A 17,995-nucleotide genomic window follows, 5' to 3' on the forward strand; every position below is an offset into this window, starting at 1 on the left:
CCTACTACAGTTTTCGGCATGCTGCGCCCCGAGTCGCCCGTCGCCGCCCGTCCCGGACCGACGGCGGCCGACCCGGGTCCGGCCGAGGTCGACGTGGCCGTGGTGGGCGGCGGGGCCAGCGGCACGCTGACCTCGATCCACCTGATGGCCTCGCGGGCGCACGCGCTCCGCGTCGCGGCGTACGACGCCTCGGGCGGGCTCGGCCAGGGCCTCGCCTACTCGACCACCGACCGCCGCCACCTGCTCAACGTCCGCTCGCGCCACATGAGCGCGTTCCCGGACATCCCCGGGGACCTGGTCGAGTGGGCGGAGCGGACCGGTCGGCTGAGCGATGCGCAGGCGTTCCTGCCGCGGCGCGACTACGCGGTCTACCTGCAGGAGACCCTCGACCGGCTCCGCGACGAGCGCTTCAGCTTCCGCGGCGCGCAGGTGGTCGACGTCGCGCCCGGCCCCGACGGCTTCGAGCTGAGCACGGCGGACGGCGCCCGCACCCGCGCGCGGGCCGTCGTGCTCGCCCTCGGCAACCAGCGCCCGGCGCCGCTGGCGACCGCGACCGGGCCGCTGCCGGAGGCCCGCTGGCACCTGGGCGACCCGTGGGACCTCGACCGGCTCACCGCCCTGCCCGCCGACGCCACCGTCGTCCTGGTAGGCACCGGCCTCACCGCCGTCGACGCGGCGATCTCGCTGCTCGAGGACGCCCCGGACCGGCGCGTGGTCATGGTCAGCCGGCACGGGCTGCTCCCCGAGGCGCACATCGAGCAGCAGTCCACGGCCTGGCTCAGCCCGGTCCCGTCCGGCCCGGTCACCGCCGACGCGCTGGCCGGCCTGCTGCGCGAGCAGATCGCGGCCGCCGCGCGTCAGGGCGTGGACTGGCGACCGGTCGTCGACGGCCTGCGCGCCCCGACCCAGGGGCTCTGGCAGCGGCTGCCGCTGGAGGAGCGGGAGCGGTTCCTCGCGACCTACGTCCGCGACTGGGAGGTGCGCCGGCACCGGATGGCGCCCGACGTCGCGGCCCGCCTGGCGTCCTACCGCGAGGACGGCCGGCTGCTCGTCGTCGGCGGCGGCCTGGCCGCCGTGACCGACCACGGCACCCGCTGCGAGGTGGAGCTGCCCGGGCTGCCGGACGCGCTCTTCGCGGACGCCGTGGTCAACTGCACCGGCCCGATGACCGACGTCTCGCGCAGCGCCGACCCGCTGGTGCGCTCGCTCGTCCAGCGCGGCGTGCTCACGCCCGACCCGCTCCGCCTCGGGGTGGCGGCCACGCCGACCGGGGAGGTCCTCGACGTCTCCGGCCAGGTCGTGCCGGGGCTGTTCGTGGTCGGCCCCGCGCTCAAGGGCGTGCTGTGGGAGTCGACCGCTGTGCCCGAGATCCGCGGCCAGGCCGCCGCACTCGCCCAGCGGCTGCCGGAGCTGGTCCGCGCCGTGGTCTGATGGCCGCGTGCGCGTGGCGGTCTTCCTCGGCTCCTCACCCGGCACCGAGCGGCACCGCGACGCGGTCGTGGCCCTGGCCGACGTGCTCGTCGCGGCCGGCGTCGGCATCGTGTACGGCGGCGCGCGGGTCGGGCTCATGGGCCTGCTCGCGGACGCCGCGCTGGAGGCCGGCGGCGAGGTCGTCGGCGTCATCCCCCGCGACCTGTTCGACCGCGAGGTCCCGCACCGCGACCTGACAGAGCTGGTCGAGGTCGACTCCATGCACGCCCGCAAGGCACGGATGGCCGAGCTCGCCGACGCCTTCGTCGCGCTGCCCGGTGGCGTCGGCACGCTGGAGGAGCTGTTCGAGGTCTTCACCTGGCAGCTGCTCGGCATCCACGACAAGCCTGTGCTCCTGCTCGACCCGGACGGCTTCTTCGACCCGCTGGCCGAGCAGCTGGACCGCATCGTGGCCGGCGGCTACCTCAGCGCCGAGCGCCGCGACCGGCTGGTGCGCGTGACCACGCCCGAGGAGCTGCTGGCCGCGCTCGGCTAGGGGGCCGGCAGGAAGACCCGGAAGGTGCTGCCCTCGCCGAGCTCGGAGTCCACCTCGATGCGACCGGCGTGCCGGGTCAGGATGCGGTCCACGATGGTCAGCCCCAGCCCGGTGCCCGGCTGGGCCTTGACCTGGGCGGAGTCGGAGCGGAAGAACTCCCGGAACAGCTGGTGCCGGTCCTCGGGGGAGATGCCGATGCCGCAGTCCTGGACGCTGAGCACCACCCACTCGCCGGCGCGGGCGAGGGTGATGGTGACCGGGGAGCCGGCGCCGGAGTACTTCATGGCGTTGGTGACCAGGTTGGTGACCAGGATGTCCATCTCGGCCGGGTCGCCCAGCGCGACCATGTCGTCGAGGTCGCCGACCACGTCGACGCTGACCCGGCGCTGGTCGGCGATCGAGGTCAGGTTGACCACGTCGTCGACCACGTCGTGCAGCGGGACCGGACGGGTCAGCAGCGGCAGGTGCGGGTCGCCGACCTTGGCCAGCAGGAGGAGGTCCTCCACGACGCGGACCAGACGCACGGCGCCCCGGTCGACGGCGGCCAGCACCTCGGACGCCGACGGGTCGAGGTCCTCGCCGTGCTGCAGCAGCTCGATGTTGGCGAGCATCGCGGTCAGCGGGCTCTTGAGCTCGTGGGAGAGCGTGGCGATCAGCTTGCTCTTGTAGTCGTCGAGCGCCTTGAGCTCGCGGACCAGCTCGCGCTCGCGCTCCAGCGCACGGGCGTTGAGCATGGCGCGGCCCAGGTCGCGGCCGACCTCGAGGGCCGCGTCGACCTCGGCGTCGGTCCACTCGGCGTCGCCCAGGGCACGGGTCAGCACCAGGCTGCCGAGGCACTCGCGGCCGGCGCCCATCGGCACGAAGAGCAGCGAGCCGACGCCGATGCCCTCGAGGAACTGCAGGATCTCCTGGAACTCCGCGTCGGAGACCTGCGCGATCTGCGCGTCGTGCGGCGCGTGCCGGGAGACCATGCCGACCCGCTGCGCCCGCCACGAGGCCGCGGCCGCGCGCTCGGCGATGGAGACGAGGTGCGCGGGCATCTGGATGCGGTTGCCGTCGCCGGAGTACACGGCGCCGAGGCCGTGGCCGTCCTCGTCGAAGGTGTGCACCCACATGCCCAGCGCGCGGAACCCCTCGACCAGGCTCGGCTGGATCTTCTCCAGCATCACGCCGATGTTGCGCTCGCGCGCCGCGTTGCGGACCACCTCGCGGGTGGCCGACAGGACGCGGACCTGCTCGGCGAACGCCTCGCGCTCGACGGCGATGTAGAGGGCCCGGGCCGCCTGCTCGGCGTACCGGTTGAGGATCCGGCGGTGCGGCTCGTCGGGGCGTCGGCCGTCACTGGGCACGTCGATCGAGAGCGTGCCGCGCAGCTCGCCGTCGGGGCCGTACAGCGGGGCGACCAGGAGGTCCATGGGGTGCCAGGCGTCGTCGCCGTCGATCGGCTCGATGTCGGGGACCCAGCCCCAGCTCTCGACCTGGGAGTCGAGCGCCTCGTGGGCCACGAACTTGAACATGCCCCAGTCCTGGGCGTGCTCGAGCTCCTCCATCAGCCGGGTGATCGGCGTGAAGGTGCCCTGGAGGGTCTCGCGGGCCTCGTCGCTGCCGGCGACGGCCATCACCTGCATGTGCTGCGAGTCGCGCACCACGCTCACCGCGGCGACCTCGAAGCCGGCCAGCTGGGTGATGCCCTCGGCGATCACCAGCAGCGCCTCGTGCGTCGCCCCGTCGGCCCAGCTCGTCGCCTCGTCCGCGTCCACCACCGCGCCCGCCGTCGCGGACGGGCGTGACCGCACCTCGGCGCGGGGCTCGATCGACATGGGGATCCTGGGGCGAGGGAGGGAGGGGGCAGGCTCAGGCTAGGCGCTGGTCTAGCCGTTGTCCGGCGAATCAACGACGACGGCCCGGCCACGTCACGGGCGCCCGTCGATGCCCTCGCGAGGGCCCCGCACCCGTAGAGTGGGGCCGTGCCCTACCTCAGCACCGGCGGCCCGTTCCGACCGCAGCGCCGAGGGGGTGACGGTCGGCTCAACCACGACCTCGACCCGCAGGAGAAGGGTCCGCAGGACGCCTGCGGCGTCTTCGGGGTCTGGGCGCCCGGCGAGGACGTCGCCAAGCTGACCTACTTCGGCCTCTACGCCCTCCAGCACCGCGGCCAGGAGTCGGCCGGCATCGCGGTCAGCAACGGCCGGCAGATCCTGGTCTACAAGGACATGGGGCTGGTCTCGCAGGTCTTCGACGAGACCACGCTGGACTCGCTCAAGGGCCACCTGGCCATCGGCCACTCGCGCTACTCCACGACCGGCGCGAGCACCTGGCAGAACGCCCAGCCGACGTTCCGCCCCACCGCCGACGGCTCGATCGCGCTCGGCCACAACGGCAACCTCATCAACACCCACGAGCTGCGCGGGCTGGTCGAGTCGTTGCCCGACCCCGACGGCGAGCTGCCCCTGCACACCCGGGACGTGGAGACCTCGACCAACGACACCGGCCTGGTCACCGCGCTGCTCGCGCACCACCCCGACACCTCGCTCGAGCAGCGGGCGCTCGAGGTCCTGCCGATGCTGCGCGGCGCGTTCTCCTTCGTCTGGATGAACGAGAACACCCTGTACGCCGCGCGCGACCCGCAGGGCATCCGCCCGCTCGTGCTCGGCCGCCTGGACCGCGGCTGGGTGGTGGCCTCCGAGGACGCCGCGCTGGCCACCGTCGGCGCCAGCGTGGTGCGTGAGATCGAGCCCGGCGAGCTGATCGCCATCGACGAGCACGGGCTGCGGACGCACAAGTTCGCCGAGCCCGCCCGCAAGGGCTGCGTGTTCGAGTACGTCTACCTGGCCCGCCCCGACGCCACCATCAGCGGCCAGTCGGTGCACGCCGCGCGCGTCGAGATGGGCCGCGAGCTGGCCCGCCAGTTCCCGGTCGAGGCCGACCTGGTCATGCCGGTGCCGGAGTCCGGGACGCCGGCCGCCGCCGGGTACGCCGAGGAGAGCGGCATCCCGTTCGGCCAGGGCTTCGTCAAGAACGCCTACGTCGGGCGCACCTTCATCCAGCCCAGCCAGACCCTGCGCCAGCTCGGCATCCGGCTCAAGCTCAACGCCCTCGAGCACATGGTCCGCGGCAAGAAGCTGGTCGTGGTCGACGACTCGATCGTGCGCGGCAACACCCAGCGCGCCCAGGTCCGGATGCTGCGCGAGGCCGGCGCCCTCGAGGTGCACGTGCGCATCTCCTCGCCACCGGTGAAGTGGCCGTGCTTCTACGGCATCGACTTCGCCACCCGCGCCGAGCTCATCGCCAACGGCCTGGACGACGAGGAGATCCGCGCCTCCATCGGCGCGGACAGCCTCGGCTACATCTCCCTCGACGGCATGGTCAAGGCCACCCGCCAGCCCGACGACGCGCTGTGCAAGGCCTGCTTCACCGGCGAGTACCCCGTCCCGCTCCCCGACGAGAGCCTGCTGGGCAAGCACCTGCTGGAGGCGACGCTGCAGTCGCCGACGCTGGGCAAGGCCCTCCCGGTGCTGAACAACCCGTGACCGACTCCTACGCCGAGGCCGGCGTCTCCATCGAGGCCGCGGACACCGCGGTCGAGCTCATGCGCACCTGGGTCGAGCAGGCTTCCCGTCCCGAGGTGATCGGCGGCATCGGCGGCTTCGCCGGGCTGTTCGACGCGACCGCCCTCACGGCGTACAAGCGACCGCTGCTGGCCACCTCCACCGACGGCGTCGGCACCAAGGTCGCCGTGGCCCAGGCCATGGGCGTCCACGACACCATCGGCTTCGACCTGGTCGGCATGGTCGTCGACGACCTGGTCGTGTGCGGCGCCGAGCCGCTGTTCATGACCGACTACATCGCCTGTGGCCGGGTCGAGCCCGAGCGGATCGCCGCGATCGTCAAGGGCATCGCCGCGGCCTGCGTCGAGGCCGGCTGCGCGCTCATCGGCGGCGAGACCGCCGAGCACCCCGGGCTGATGGGCGAGGACGAGTACGACGTCGCGGGCGCGACCACCGGCGTGGTCGAGGCCGACCTGCTGCTCGGGCCGGCCCGCGTCCGCCCCGGCGACGCCGTCCTGGCCATGGCCTCCTCCGGGCTGCACTCCAACGGCTACTCCCTGGTCCGCCACGTCGTGGCCCAGGCCGGCTGGGCCTACGACCGCGACGTGCCCGAGCTCGGCCGCACCCTCGGCGAGGAGCTCCTCGAGCCGACCCGCATCTACGCGAAGGCCTGCCTCGAGCTCGCCCGCGTCGAGGGCACCCACGCCATGGCCCACGTCACGGGCGGCGGCCTGGCCGCCAACCTGGCCCGCGTCATGCCGGAGGAGCTGACCGCCACGCTCGAGCGCGGCACCTGGACCCCGGCGCCGGTCTTCGACCTGGTCCGCGGGCTGGGCCGCCTGCCCCAGGCCGACCTGGAGGCCACCCTCAACTGCGGCGTCGGCATGGTCGCGCTGCTCCACCCGACCGGCGTGGACGCGGCGATCTCGCTGCTCGCCGAGCACGGGGTCGACGCCTGGCTGGCCGGCGAGGTCCGGGCCGCCGAGGGCACCGGCGGGACGGTCGATCTCGTCGGTCAGCACCCCGGTTGGTGACGACCACCCCCGCTGGGATGGGCGTTACACACGGAAACGTGACCAATTCCGGGTGGGGGTGTGCAGGAACAGCCAGGCACCGGGTAGCGTTGTCGGCACGAGAACTCTTTGAGACGCCCGGGAGCCTTGTTGCCCCGGCCGAGTGTGCGAGGGGGCTGACCCTATGGGGCGCGGCCGTGCAAAAGCCAAGCAGACGAAGGTCGCCCGCGACCTGAAGTACCGGACCCACGAGACGGACTTCGGCGCGTTGGCCAACGAGCTCCACAAGGAGAGCGGTGACGCTCCCGACGAGGTGGACCCGGAAGTCCTGGAGAAGTGGTCGGACTACGCCGGCCCGAGCCGGGACTAGTCACTCTGCATCGACTCCGTCGATGCGTGCTCGGCGCGCTCTGATCGAACCGCCCCAGGCACCACCCCCGCACGCGCGGCGCGCCAGCACGCCCCACCCGCACGGGCGCGGCACCTGGAACGGTCCGGCGCGCCGAGCCACTCTGCATCGACTCCGTCGATGCGTGCTCGGCGCGCTCTGATCGAACCGCCCCAGGCACCACCCCCGCACGCGCGGCGCGCCAGCACGCCCCACCCGCACGGGCGCGGCACCTGGAACGGTCCGGCGCGCCGAGCCACTCTGCACCGACTCCGTCGATGCGTGCTCGGCGCGCTCTGATCGAACCGCCCCAGGCACCACCCCCGCACGCGCGGCGCGCCAGCACGCCCCACCCGCACGGGCGCGGCACCTGGAACGGTCCGGCGCGCCGAGCCACCCTGCACCGACTCCGTCGATGCGCGCTCGGCGCGCTCTGATCGAACCGCCCCAGGCACCACCCCCGCACGCGCGGCGCGCCAGCACGCCCCACCCGCACGGGCGCGGCACCTGGAACGGTCCGGCGCGCCGAGCCACCCTGCACCGACTCCGTCGATGCGCGCTCGGCGCGCTCTGATCGAACCGCCCCAGGCACCACCCCCGCACGCGCGGCGCGCCAGCACGCCCCACCCGCACGGGCGCGGCACCTGGAACGGTCCGGCGCGCCGAGCCACCCTGCACCGACTCCGTCGATGCGCGCTAGGCGCGCTCTGATCGAATCGCCCCAGGCACCACCCCCGCACGCGCGGCGCGCCAGCACGCCCCACCCGCACGGGCGCGGCACCTGGAGCGCTTCGGCGCGCCGAGCCACCCTGCACCGACTCCGTCGATGCGCGCTAGGCGCGCTCTGATCGAATCGCCCCAGGCACCACCCCCGCACGCGCGGCGCGCCAGCACGCCCCACCCGCACGGGCGCGGCACCTGGAACGGTCCGGCGCGCCGAGCCACCCTGCACCGACTCCGTCGATGCGCGCTAGGCGCGCTCTGATCGAACCGCCCCAGGCACCACCCCCGCACGCGCGGCGCGCCAGCACGCCCCACCCGCACGGGCGCGGCACCTGGAACGGTCCGGCGCGCCGAGCCACCCTGCACCGACTCCGTCGATGCGCGCTAGGCGCGCTCTGATCGAACCGCCCCAGGCACCACCCCCGCACGCGCGGCGCGCCAGCACGCCCCACCCGCACGGGCGCGGCACCTGGAACGGTCCGGCGCGCCGAGCCTGCTGGCTGGGTCAGGCGACTCGGCGCGCCGGTGTCCGGTCCGGCCTCAGCGGAGCCAGAGACCGCGGAGGCGGCAGACGTCGCGCATGCGGCGCTCGGCGAGCCGGTCGGCGGCGACCGCGGGGCTGACGCCGTCGGTGCGGGCCAGCTCGAACACGGCGTACGTCGTGTCGAAGATCCCCGTCGCGCGCTGCTGTGCGCGCTCGAAGCTGAAGCCGGCGGGGTCGAGCTCGTCGGCGACCTGGATGAGGCCGCCGGAGTTCACGCAGTAGTCGGGCGCGTAGAGGATGCCCCGCTCCTCGAGCACCTTCTCCACGCCCGGGTGCGCGAGCTGGTTGTTGGCCGCGCCGCAGACCACGCTCGCGCTCAGGGTGTCGACGACCTCGTCGCTCAGCGCGCCGCCCATGGCGCAAGGGGCGTAGGCGTCCAGCTCGGTGGCGACCAGCTCCTCGGTCGAGCCGACCACGCGGACCGACGGGTGCTCCTCGCGCACCCGGTCGAGCGCGGCGCGGTCGACATCGGTGACCACGACGTCGGCCCCCTCGTCGAGCAGGTGTCGGACCAGGTGGTGACCCACCTTGCCGACGCCGGCCACCCCGACCGTGCGGCCCTCGAGCGCCGTGGTGCCCCACCGGAACTGCGCCGCCGCGCGGAGCCCCTGGTAGACCCCGTACGCCGTGAGCACCGAGCTGTCCCCCGCGCCGCCGTGGGCCAGGGTGCGGCCGGTGACGTAGTCGCACTCGCGGGCGATGTCGTCCATGTCGGGCGAGGACGTCCCCACGTCGCAGGCGGTGTGGTAGCGCCCGCCGAGCGACTGGACGAACCGGCCGTACGCACGGAACAGCGCCTCGCTGCGCAGCTCGGCGGGGTCGCCGATGATGACGGCCTTGCCGCCGCCGAGGTCCAGGCCGGCCAGGGCGGCCTTGTAGGACATGCCGCGCGAGAGGTTGAGCACGTCGGCGAGGGCGTCGGCCGTGCTGGCGTACGGGAAGAAGCGGGTCCCGCCGAGCGCGGGGCCGAGAGCAGTGGAGTGGATGGCGATGATCGCCTTGAGCCCCGTGGCCGGATCGTGGGCGAAGACGACCTGCTCGTGGTCGGCGCCGGCCTCGAAGACGTCGGTGGGGCTGGGTGCGGTTGCGGCGTGCTGCTGGGACATGGATGGTCCTTCGCGGTGTGTGGCCACGGGGGTGGTGTGGCGGCGGTGGTGGGCGAGCCGCAGGGGTGGCGCGGATCACTTCTAGGGTAGAGCGGGTGAGCCCCGCCCGCGTCATGTGGACGCTGTTCGAGCCACTGCACGCCGTCACCTACTTCGCGCCGCAGGCGCGGCAGGAGTTCGAGGCGGCCGGGCTGCGCGGCTTCTGGCGCGGCTACTTCGCCGGCCGCTCGGCGCCCCTCGGGGCCGCCCCGGCGGCGGTCACCACGGCGCTGTACGCGAACTTCGCTCCGCGCATGGTCGAGCGCGCGCTGCCCGCCGTGTGGTCCCTCGCGACCCCGGAGCAGGCCCTCGCGGCCCGGCAGGCCGGCGCGGTCGCGGCGCTCCGCGACCTCCTGGGCGGTGCCGACGTCGCGCCGGCCGCCCGGGTCCTCCGCGACGTCGCCGCCGGCGCGCCGACCGCGGGCCGCGCGCTCGGCGCCGCGAACGCCGCGCTGCCCTGGCCCGACGAGCCGTACGCCGTGCTCTGGCGGGCCGCGACCACCCTGCGGGAGCTGCGCGGCGACGGCCACGTGCTGGCCCAGCTCGCGGTCGGGCTCGACGGGCTGAACACGATCGTCCTGCGCGCCGGCCACGACCTGACCCGCGAGGTCCTCCAGCCGAACCGCGGCTGGACCGACGAGGAGTGGGACGCCGCGGCCGAGGGGCTCGCGGCCCGCGGGCTGGTGGACGCCGCCGGGCGGGCCACCGCCGCCGGGCTCGAGCGGCTGGACCGGGCCGAGGCGCTCACCGACGAGCTGGCGCTCGAGCCGTGGTCGGAGCCGGCGCTGGCGCGCTTCCAGGAGCTCGCGGCGCCGCTGTCCGCCGCCGCTCGCGCCGCCCTGCCGCCGGTGACGCCGATCGGGCTGCCGGGCTAGCGGGCCTTCGGGCCGTTCCCGTTCCCGTTGCCGCCCGCGTTGTTCTCGGTCGGCCCGTTGCCGTTCCCGTTCCCGCCGGCGTTGCTGCCGTCGCCGCCCCCGTTGCCCTGGCCGTTGCCGCTGTTCCCGCCGCCCTGGTGGTGACCGTTGTTCGGCTTCGGCGTCGGGGTCGGCTTCGGGGTCTTCGAGGGCGGCGTCGGCTGGGTGGTGGGCTGGGTGGTCGGCTGGGTGGTCGGCTGGGTGGCCGGCGTCGTGGGCGTCGGCTCGTCCTCGGGCGAGGCCAGCCCGGAGGCCGCGGGGGACGCCTGGATGTCGGTCGTCGGGGTGGACGTCGGGTCTCCGGGCGAGAGCGAGGCCGAGGGGGACGAGGAGAAGCTCGGATCGGTGGTCGCCGACCCGTCCGAGGTCGGCTCCGAGGACACCGCGGAGGACGGTGCGGACGTCACCTCGGAGGAGGGGGAGCCCGTGCTCGGGACGCTCGTGGTGGGGGTGGACGGCTCGGGGTCCGGCGACCAGGGCGCGTGCACCGCGCCCGCGCCGTACGCGATCCCGACGCCGCCCGCGCCGACCAGCATGACCGCGCCGACGGCGGCGGCGACCACCCGTCCGCGACGTGCCGCGCCGCCGGCCGGGGCCGCGGCGCGGGCCGTGGCGGCCAGCCGGGCGATGAACCCCTCGTCCACGGACGGCTCGTCGGGGTCGATGCGCAGCGCGCGAGCCACCTCAGAACGGCTCGGAAATCGGCGCATGAGTCCATGATGTCTCCTGTGGGCGGCGCAGACACACTGATCGCCGCTGCGCGCACCGGTGACGAGGCCGCGTGGGCGGAGCTGTACCGCCGCCACGCCGGTCGCCTGGAGCTCTGGCTGCGGTGGCTGCCGGCCTCCGACGCCGCGGTCTCGGCCGAGGACGTGGCCGCCCAGGCGTGGCTCACCGCGGCCGGCAAGGTGCACGACTTCTCGGGCAGCGACGACGACTTCGCGGGCTGGCTGTTCGGCATCGCCCGCAAGCACGCACTCAACGACTACCGCCGCGGCGTGCGCCGCCGCACCTCACCCGCCGAGCTCGACAGCGGCGCCCAACCCGTCTTCGGCGTGCCGGGCGACGACCTCAGCCCGATCGAGGGCCAGGACACGGTCCGCCGGCTGCTCGGCCACCTCAGCCCGCGTGAGGCCGAGGTCGTGGTGTGCCTGGACGTCGTCGGCCTGGACGTGGCCGCGACGGCCGAGGCGCTCGGACTGCGCACCACCGCCGTGCGCGTTGCCCACCACCGGGCCCTCACCCGGCTGCGACGCCTGATGGCCGATGACGCGCCGGGGGAGCCGACGCCTGAGCCGCAGGGCTGAGTCAGGACAGCGTCGCCGTCACGGCGTACGCCGCCGCGAAGGTCGCGACGAAGACGGCCAGGCAGACCAGGGCCAGGAGCAGCGGGGACCGGGGCCGGTCGGCCGACGCGGCCGGCACGGTCGTGACCGTGTGGGGAGTCTGGTAGCGCGTGGCGCCCGGCCCGCCGCGCACCGACGTCACCGGCAGCGCCGCCCGGAGCGCGGCGTCGAGAGCACCGACCGACCCGGGCCGGTCGTCGGGGTCGGCCGAGAGCGCGCGGAGCAGCACCTCGTCGACCTCGGGTGGGAGCTCGGGCACCAGCGTCGAGGGCGCGACCGGGGCGCTGGCGTGGACCGCGAGCTCGGCCAGCGAGCCCTCGCGGGCGTGCCGGCCGGTGAGCATCTGGTAGGCGACGGCGGCGAGCGCGTGCACGTCGGCGCGCTCGTCGATGGTCCCGCCGGTGGCCTGCTCGGGAGCCATGTAGGCCGGCGTGCCGACGACCTGGGTGAGCCCGGAGGCGTGCAGCATCGCCTTGGCCACGCCGAGGTCGGCGACCAGCAGCCGCTCGCCGGCCGAGCCGCCGGAGCGCAGCAGCAGGTTCTGCGGCTTGATGTCGCGGTGCACGACGCCGTGCTCGTGCAGGACGGCGAGGCCGGCGGCGGCCTGGCTGACCAGGTCCACGGCCCGCGGGACCGGCAGCGGCCGACCGGGCTCCAGCTGGTGGGCCAGCGAGCCGAGGTCGGCGTAGGTCATGACGAAGTACGGCGTCTCGTCGACCTGGCCGATGTCGTAGACCCGCACGATGTGGTCGGAGTCCGCCCGGCGCAGGATCCGGGCCTCCTCCAGGAAGCGCTCGCGGACGTCGAGCCGCTGCGCCCAGTTCTCGGCCAGCGCCTTGACCGCGACGTCGGAGTCGAGCTCGGCGTCGTGGTAGAGCCAGACCGTCGCGAAGCCGCCCTCGCCCAGCCGGTCGACGCGCTCGAGGCGGCCGAGACGAGTGGGCAGGGGCACGGCGTCATGCTGTCAGAACAGGGGGAGCGGGCCGCGCCGGACGAGGTGGCGCGGCCCGCGTTGACCGACCCGGGGAAGAGGGTCAGGTCAGTCCCCCCAGGACCAGCTGGGGCTCAGCGGCCGCCGCTGTAGAGCTTCACGTACTCGTACTGCGTGGCCTCGACGTAGACGCCCGCCTGACCGGTGTTGCCGCCGGTGAAGGAGCCGGTGATGGTGATGGGCGTGTCGTTCGCGGTGACCTTGATGGTCCCGGAGAACGACGTCTGCGCGGCGTTCTGGCCGCCGTTGGGGACGTCCGCGGTCCACACGGTGCCGGTGCCGCCCTGCAGCGACGGCACGTTGAGCACGCCGTAGTCGGGGTCGTTCACCGTGGCGGGACCGATGTGCCAGAACTGCCCGATGCCGTCGATCTTCCAGGTGCCCTTGTCCAGCACGATGGTGGCGAGCGGGGTGTTGGCCGCGTTGACGTCGACCACCCGCGCGCCGGCGTACGCCGGGACGGTGCTGGCCGGGGTCTGCGCTGTGACGACGTTCTCGGTCGAGGTGAACCGGGCGAAGTTGTTCTTCGTCAGGTCCTGGGTCTGGATGGTGCCGTTCTTGATCTGCGCCGAGGTGATCTGGTTGGCGGCGACGGACGTGCCGGCGCCGGCCACGGCGGCGATCGCGGCGGCCGCGACGACCACGCCGACCTTGCCGCGGACGAGGCTGCTGAGCTTCATGGTTCCTCCGTTGGATCCGTGAGGGGGTGGATGTGCTTCCACTCCTCTGACGGAGCGTCCGGGCCGGAGGTTGGGTGCCCTCTAGGGTGAAGCCGTGGAGCCCGACGAGCTGGACGCCCTGGCCGCCCGCGCGGCGGCGGGCGACCGGCCCGCTCTCGAGGAGGTGCTGGCCGAGGTCCAGCCGCGCGTGCGCCGCATCTGCGGGCGGATGCTGCTGTTCCCCGAGGACGCCGAGGAGGCGGCCCAGGACGCGCTGCTGCTCGTGGCCACCCGGATCCACCAGTTCGACGGCCGCAGCCGGTTCACCACCTGGCTGCACGCCGTCGCCTCCAACAGCGCCCGCTCGACCTACCGCAGCCTGAAGCGCCGCGCGGCCGAGCGCGTCACCGACCAGCTGCCGGTGCACGCCGACCCGCGCACGACCAGCGTCATCGCGGGCAGCCGGCTCGACCTCCTCGAGGCGCTCGAGGTCGTCGGCACCGACCACCCCGAGCTGGTCGAGCCCCTGGTCCTGCGCGACGTGCAGGAGCTGGCCTACGACGAGATCGCGCGGCTGCTCGACGTCCCGCTCGGCACGGTGAAGTCGCGGATCCACTCCGCCCGCCAGGCCGTGCGCCCGCTGCTGAAGGTCACGGACTGACCGCTCGCTGCACGACCACGTCGCCGTGGCTGCCGTAGCCCACCACCCGCCCGCCGTACGCCGTGCCGTCGAAGCCGATCAGGAGGTCGCCGGCCAGGGTCGGCCACGGGATGTTGGAGGGGTACGCCGCGTCGAGGGTCCCGACCTCCCGCAGGTCCAGGTCGAGGACCGGGTAGGCGCGGCGGTGCTTGTCGCTGGCCAGCACCCGCCACTCCCCGTCGAGGCGGGCGAGCGTGGTGCCCTCGGTCTCGTGGCCCGCGCCGACGGCCCGCACCGTGAGCGCGTCCAGCGACGGCCCGGCCGCGAGCACGGGGTGGAAGCGGAAGTAGCGCCGCGCGCTGACGTAGCCGACCAGCCAGCCGTCGTCGGTGCGGGCCAGGTGCGGGTCCCACACGCCGACCGAGCGGAAGCCGTCGGTGGGCAGCGCGAGCGGCTCGGCGTCGAGGACGTGCACGCCGCGGGTGAGGTCCTCGCTCGAGGTGGCGAGGACGACCGACACCGGTCGCTCGTCGGGCTCGAAGTCGCCCCACGTGCTCGCGGCCAGCAGCCACCGGCCGCCGTCGCGCAGCAGGTGCGCGGCGTGGTCGCCGTAGACGCGGCCGCCCCGGCGCAGGAACAGGTCGGCACGGTGCTCGAGGCCGAGCGTCGACCGGTCCAGCGCCCACACCGAGGTGTGGCCGGTCGGGAAGCCGCCCGGCCCGGCGCTGGTGGCGGTGAGCAGGAGCTCGTCGCCGTCGTGGTCGACCACGCGCAGGTCGCGCAGCCCGAGCTGACCGAACCGGCCGAGCTCGTGGCTGGCCGCGGTCGGCACCGGCGGCTGCTCCTCGAACACGCAGCGCGCCCGCGCCACCCACGTCCCGCGCTCCCGGGTGAACGCCGTGACCTGCGGCCCGGTCAGGGTCAGCGCCACCGCCTCCACCGGCGCCTCGGGTCGCCCGCTGCGCCGGCTGCGGTGGCTCGTCCCGTCCACGTGGAGGGTGACCCGGTCGTCGAAGGTGGCCTCGACGCCCGCGAGCTCGAGCGGTCCGCGCTCGGCCGTGACCGCGGCGTACGGCGCTCGCACCGGCCCCGGCCGCCACAGGTCGACCGGCCGCAGGCGCGCGGCGACCTCGTAGCGAGGGAGCACCCGCCGATCATCGCAGCCGGCCGAGGTAGGCCGCCGTCCGGCGCAGGTCGCGCACCCGCGCCTCCCACGTCACCCCGGCCACGAGCAGCACCGACCCGGCGGTGCCGATGAGCGCCCACTGCGGCCACAGCGCGGCGTACGGCGCGAGCTCGCGGAGCACCAGCACCAGCCCGACCAGGGCGCCGACGGCCACCGGCGCCGACCACCGCAGCGCGGCCCCGCCCAGCACCAGGGCCAGGCACCCTGCGCCGAGCAGCACGGCCCGCGGCGAGACCGGGTCGGTGAGCGCCCAGAGCAGGGACGGCACCGTGGCCAGCACCAGCCCGGGCAGCAGCGTCGAGGTGGTGTCCGCGTCCGGGTCCCACCAGAGCCGGTGGGCGCCGACGGCCACGAGGACGAGCGCGGTCGGCAGGGTGTAGGCCTCCGGTGCGGTCACGCCGAGGTCCCGCAGCCGCACCCACGTGGCCGCGGCCAGCAGCAGGCCGCCCGCCCAGCGGTGGCCGCGCAGCGTGACCAGCGCCCCGGCCACGGTCAGGTGCACGGCGAGGGCCACGGAGAGGTCGTCGGCGGCCAGCACGCCGAGCGCCGCCACGAGCGCGGTCCCCGCCGCGACCGCGTCGGCCACCGGCCGCCGCAGGGCCACCGCGAGCAGCCCCGCGACGACCAGCACCGCGAGCGAGCGGACGTCGTACGCCGTGCCGAGCAGCTCCCCGGCCGTCCACACCGCCGCACCGACGGCCGCCGGGAGGGCCGGCCGGCACCGCCACGCGCTGAGCGCCACGACCTCGAGCAGGACGAGCAGGGTCAGCACCGCGCTGGGCAGGGCCACCAGCACGCCGAGCGGGCCCAGGACGAGCACGAACACCCACAGCGGCAGCGGGTAGAGGGCTGCCGTCAGCACCGCGCCGAGGGCCAGCAGCGGCCAGACCGGCACCCGGCGCAGGGTCAGTCGCAGGGCCAGCGCGACCGCGGCCACGCCGGCGGACAGCACCAGCGGGTCGAGCTCCACCGCACCCGGGGTGAGCCGCACGCCAGCGTCCGCGGCGAACGGCGCCGCCACCGTCACCAGGTTGGTCACCGCCGACGTCGCGAGCCAGGCCACCGGCGGCAGCAGCACGAGCAGCGCGCCGACCAGCGGCACCCGCGGGACGACCGACCACCGCGGCGGGGTCACCGCCGCGACCACCGCCCAGAGGGCGACGGCGCCGACCGCGGCCCACCCGATCGCGCTCGGGCCCTCGTCGAGCACCGGCAGCCCGACGGTGCCGGTGAGCACGGTGACGGTGACCGCGGCGGCGAGCGGCCGCGCCGGCGCCAGCGGCCACAGGACCAGGGCCAGCGCGGCGGTGACCAGCAGCCAGGCGCCGTGGCCCTCGAGCCAGAGCGAGCGCAGCGTCGGCGTCCCCACGTCGGCCAGCGCCCACAGCCCCAGCACCAGCCAGGCCAGCCCCCCGACCGCCAGGGAGGTCCAGGGCAGCACGACCCGGCGCCGGGCGAGGGCCAGCGCCGCGCAGGCCACGACGGCCAGCGCCGGTGCCCAGATCTCGCCGAGGCCCGCGGCGATCGCGGCGACGGCCAGCGGCGCGACGACCTGCGGCGTGACGAGCCGCAGCAGCGGGAGGCAGGCGGCGAGGACGACGGCGCCGGTCACCGCGACGAGGTGGCCGGGCGCGAGGTCGCCGAGCCAGCCGGCCCGATCGGCGCCGACCACGTCGAGCACCAGCAGCCCGAGCGAGACGGTCGTGAGCGCCTCGGCCGCGACCCCGAGGTCGCGCCGGGCCAGCCACTGCCCGCCGGCGCCGGCCAGGACGGTCAGGCCCAGCAGGGCGGCGGTCCGGCCGCCGACCCCGAGCCAGGTCCAGGCCACGGCCAGGAAGATGACGGCCGCGACGAGCAGGCAGGTGCCGCCGAGTCCGAGGAGGAGCGTGGGCACCGACGCGGTGCGGAGTCCGCGTCGAGGAGGCAGCGCCGGTCGCACGGGCGCTGGGTACGTCGGCAGGGGCGGGGGAGGGGGGCGGCGGCGGCTGGTCGAGCACGAAGCCGCAGCGGGGACAGCAGTCGGGGCGCACGGTCACCACCCCATTGCGCCCGCGCGACCCGGTCCGGCGGCAGCGCGGGCGCGCTCAGGGAGGCTGAGTCCGGGTACTCATCTGGTGTGCCCGAGCTGCCCGAGGTCGAGTCCGCCCGGGCGGTGATCGAGCGCTCCGGTCTGCGCCGCACGATCGCCGACGTCGACGACGCCGACACCTGGGTGTGCCGCCCGCACACGCCGGGCGAGATCAAGGACGCGCTGGTCGGCCGCACGCTCACCCGGGCGAACCGCCGGGGCAAGTCGATCTGGTGCGACACCTCCGACGACGGGCCCGCGCTCGGCATCCACCTGGGCATGAGCGGGCGGATCCACATCAGCAAGCCCGACCGGGAGGACGACGAGGGCGGCGACTACGTCGGCACCGGCCGCCGGCGCCAGGCGCGGGCGACCAAGCCGGAGTGGGACCGGTTCACCCTGGTGTTCGAGGACGGCGGCTCGCTGCGCCTGTTCGACAAGCGCCGGCTCGGCCGGGTCCGGCTCGATCCGGACATCGACGCCCTCGGCCCGGACGCCGCCGAGGTCCGCGCGCCGGACCTGCGCGCGCTGCTCGGCCGCTCGCACACCGCGGTCAAGGCGCGGCTGCTCGACCAGCACGCCATCGCCGGCGTCGGCAACCTCCTGGCCGACGAGGCCCTGTGGCAGGCGGCCGTCGACCCGCGCAAGCCGGCCGACGAGCTCACCGCGGAGGAGGCCACCACGCTCGCGCGCACGCTGCGCACCTCGATCCGCCGCGCGCTCAAGAACGGTGGCGTGCACACCGGCGAGATCATCAAGCACCGCAAGCGCGGCGACCACTGCCCGCGCTGTGGCGCCGAGATGCAGCGCGCCACGGTCGGCGGCCGCACCACCTGGTTCTGCTCCGCCGAGCAGTAGCCCGTG

General features: G+C 75.2%; 16 protein-coding genes. 9 read left to right on the forward strand and 7 right to left on the reverse strand.

Annotated features, from left to right (window positions below):
• Positions 1–18: 18 nt before the first annotated feature.
• Positions 19–1,431: an FAD/NAD(P)-binding protein gene (locus G5V58_RS24890; protein ID WP_230486947.1), complete on the forward strand. Its 1,413-nt coding sequence runs from the start codon at positions 19–21 to the stop codon at positions 1,429–1,431.
• A 7-nt stretch (positions 1,432–1,438) separates the two neighbouring features.
• Positions 1,439–1,966, forward strand: a complete 528-nt coding sequence (locus G5V58_RS24895; protein WP_165238244.1) for an LOG family protein — start codon at positions 1,439–1,441, stop codon at positions 1,964–1,966.
• On the opposite strand, the gene G5V58_RS24900 is transcribed toward G5V58_RS24895, so the two are convergent.
• A complete protein-coding gene (locus tag G5V58_RS24900) occupies positions 1,963–3,786 on the reverse strand; it encodes a sensor histidine kinase (protein WP_165238246.1) in 1,824 nt (607 codons plus the stop codon). The two genes, G5V58_RS24895 and G5V58_RS24900, sit on opposite strands and share 4 nt — an antisense overlap.
• 147 nt (positions 3,787–3,933) lie before the next feature.
• Here G5V58_RS24900 and purF point away from each other — a divergent pair, with 147 nt between their 5' ends.
• From purF to G5V58_RS24915, 3 genes are all read left to right on the forward strand, one after another.
• Positions 3,934–5,496, forward strand: coding sequence for an amidophosphoribosyltransferase (purF, locus tag G5V58_RS24905; protein ID WP_165238248.1), 1,563 nt, complete (start codon positions 3,934–3,936; stop codon positions 5,494–5,496).
• Positions 5,493–6,548, forward strand: a complete 1,056-nt coding sequence (purM, locus tag G5V58_RS24910) for a phosphoribosylformylglycinamidine cyclo-ligase (RefSeq protein ID WP_165238250.1) — start codon at positions 5,493–5,495, stop codon at positions 6,546–6,548. Before purF ends, purM begins: the two co-directional genes overlap by 4 nt.
• A 163-nt stretch (positions 6,549–6,711) precedes the next feature.
• Positions 6,712–6,897 (forward strand): DUF3073 domain-containing protein, encoded by a 186-nt coding sequence (locus tag G5V58_RS24915; RefSeq protein ID WP_165238252.1) that lies wholly within the window; start codon positions 6,712–6,714, stop codon positions 6,895–6,897.
• A gap of 1,281 nt (positions 6,898–8,178) precedes the next feature.
• On the opposite strand, the gene G5V58_RS24920 is transcribed toward G5V58_RS24915, so the two are convergent.
• Entirely contained in the window at positions 8,179–9,288 is a 1,110-nt protein-coding gene (locus tag G5V58_RS24920; RefSeq protein ID WP_165238254.1) for a Glu/Leu/Phe/Val family dehydrogenase, read from the reverse strand.
• Between the two features lie 95 nt (positions 9,289–9,383).
• Here G5V58_RS24920 and G5V58_RS24925 point away from each other — a divergent pair, with 95 nt between their 5' ends.
• The gene (locus tag G5V58_RS24925) at positions 9,384–10,202 is read left to right on the forward strand and encodes an SCO6745 family protein (protein WP_230486948.1); all 819 of its coding nucleotides are present in this window, start codon (positions 9,384–9,386) and stop codon (positions 10,200–10,202) included.
• On the opposite strand, the gene G5V58_RS24930 is transcribed toward G5V58_RS24925, so the two are convergent.
• Positions 10,199–10,924: a hypothetical protein gene (locus G5V58_RS24930; RefSeq protein WP_165238256.1), complete on the reverse strand. Its 726-nt coding sequence runs from the start codon at positions 10,922–10,924 to the stop codon at positions 10,199–10,201. The two genes, G5V58_RS24925 and G5V58_RS24930, sit on opposite strands and share 4 nt — an antisense overlap.
• A 45-nt stretch (positions 10,925–10,969) precedes the next feature.
• Here G5V58_RS24930 and G5V58_RS24935 point away from each other — a divergent pair, with 45 nt between their 5' ends.
• Positions 10,970–11,548, forward strand: coding sequence for an RNA polymerase sigma factor (locus tag G5V58_RS24935; protein ID WP_165238258.1), 579 nt, complete (start codon positions 10,970–10,972; stop codon positions 11,546–11,548).
• A 1-nt stretch (position 11,549) separates the two neighbouring features.
• On the opposite strand, the gene G5V58_RS24940 is transcribed toward G5V58_RS24935, so the two are convergent.
• Together G5V58_RS24940 and G5V58_RS24945 are read right to left on the reverse strand one after the other, a co-directional pair.
• Positions 11,550–12,539: a serine/threonine-protein kinase gene (locus tag G5V58_RS24940; protein ID WP_165238260.1), complete on the reverse strand. Its 990-nt coding sequence runs from the start codon at positions 12,537–12,539 to the stop codon at positions 11,550–11,552.
• A gap of 113 nt (positions 12,540–12,652) precedes the next feature.
• Positions 12,653–13,258, reverse strand: coding sequence for a hypothetical protein (locus G5V58_RS24945; RefSeq protein WP_165238262.1), 606 nt, complete (start codon positions 13,256–13,258; stop codon positions 12,653–12,655).
• A gap of 94 nt (positions 13,259–13,352) precedes the next feature.
• Between G5V58_RS24945 and G5V58_RS24950 the strand changes: the two genes are divergently transcribed.
• Positions 13,353–13,898 (forward strand): RNA polymerase sigma factor, encoded by a 546-nt coding sequence (locus tag G5V58_RS24950; protein ID WP_165238264.1) that lies wholly within the window; start codon positions 13,353–13,355, stop codon positions 13,896–13,898.
• On the opposite strand, the gene G5V58_RS24955 is transcribed toward G5V58_RS24950, so the two are convergent.
• The gene (locus G5V58_RS24955; protein ID WP_165238266.1) at positions 13,888–15,024 is read right to left on the reverse strand and encodes a hypothetical protein; all 1,137 of its coding nucleotides are present in this window, start codon (positions 15,022–15,024) and stop codon (positions 13,888–13,890) included. The two genes, G5V58_RS24950 and G5V58_RS24955, sit on opposite strands and share 11 nt — an antisense overlap.
• A gap of 7 nt (positions 15,025–15,031) precedes the next feature.
• Positions 15,032–16,957 (reverse strand): SCO7613 C-terminal domain-containing membrane protein, encoded by a 1,926-nt coding sequence (locus G5V58_RS24960; protein ID WP_165238268.1) that lies wholly within the window; start codon positions 16,955–16,957, stop codon positions 15,032–15,034.
• A 222-nt stretch (positions 16,958–17,179) separates the two neighbouring features.
• Between G5V58_RS24960 and G5V58_RS24965 the strand changes: the two genes are divergently transcribed.
• Positions 17,180–17,989: an Fpg/Nei family DNA glycosylase gene (locus tag G5V58_RS24965; protein WP_165238270.1), complete on the forward strand. Its 810-nt coding sequence runs from the start codon at positions 17,180–17,182 to the stop codon at positions 17,987–17,989.
• The last annotated feature ends 6 nt before the right edge of the window (positions 17,990–17,995 follow it).

Origin of the sequence: Nocardioides anomalus (assembly GCF_011046535.1) — a bacterium.
Classification (GTDB): domain Bacteria; phylum Actinomycetota; class Actinomycetes; order Propionibacteriales; family Nocardioidaceae; genus Nocardioides; species Nocardioides anomalus.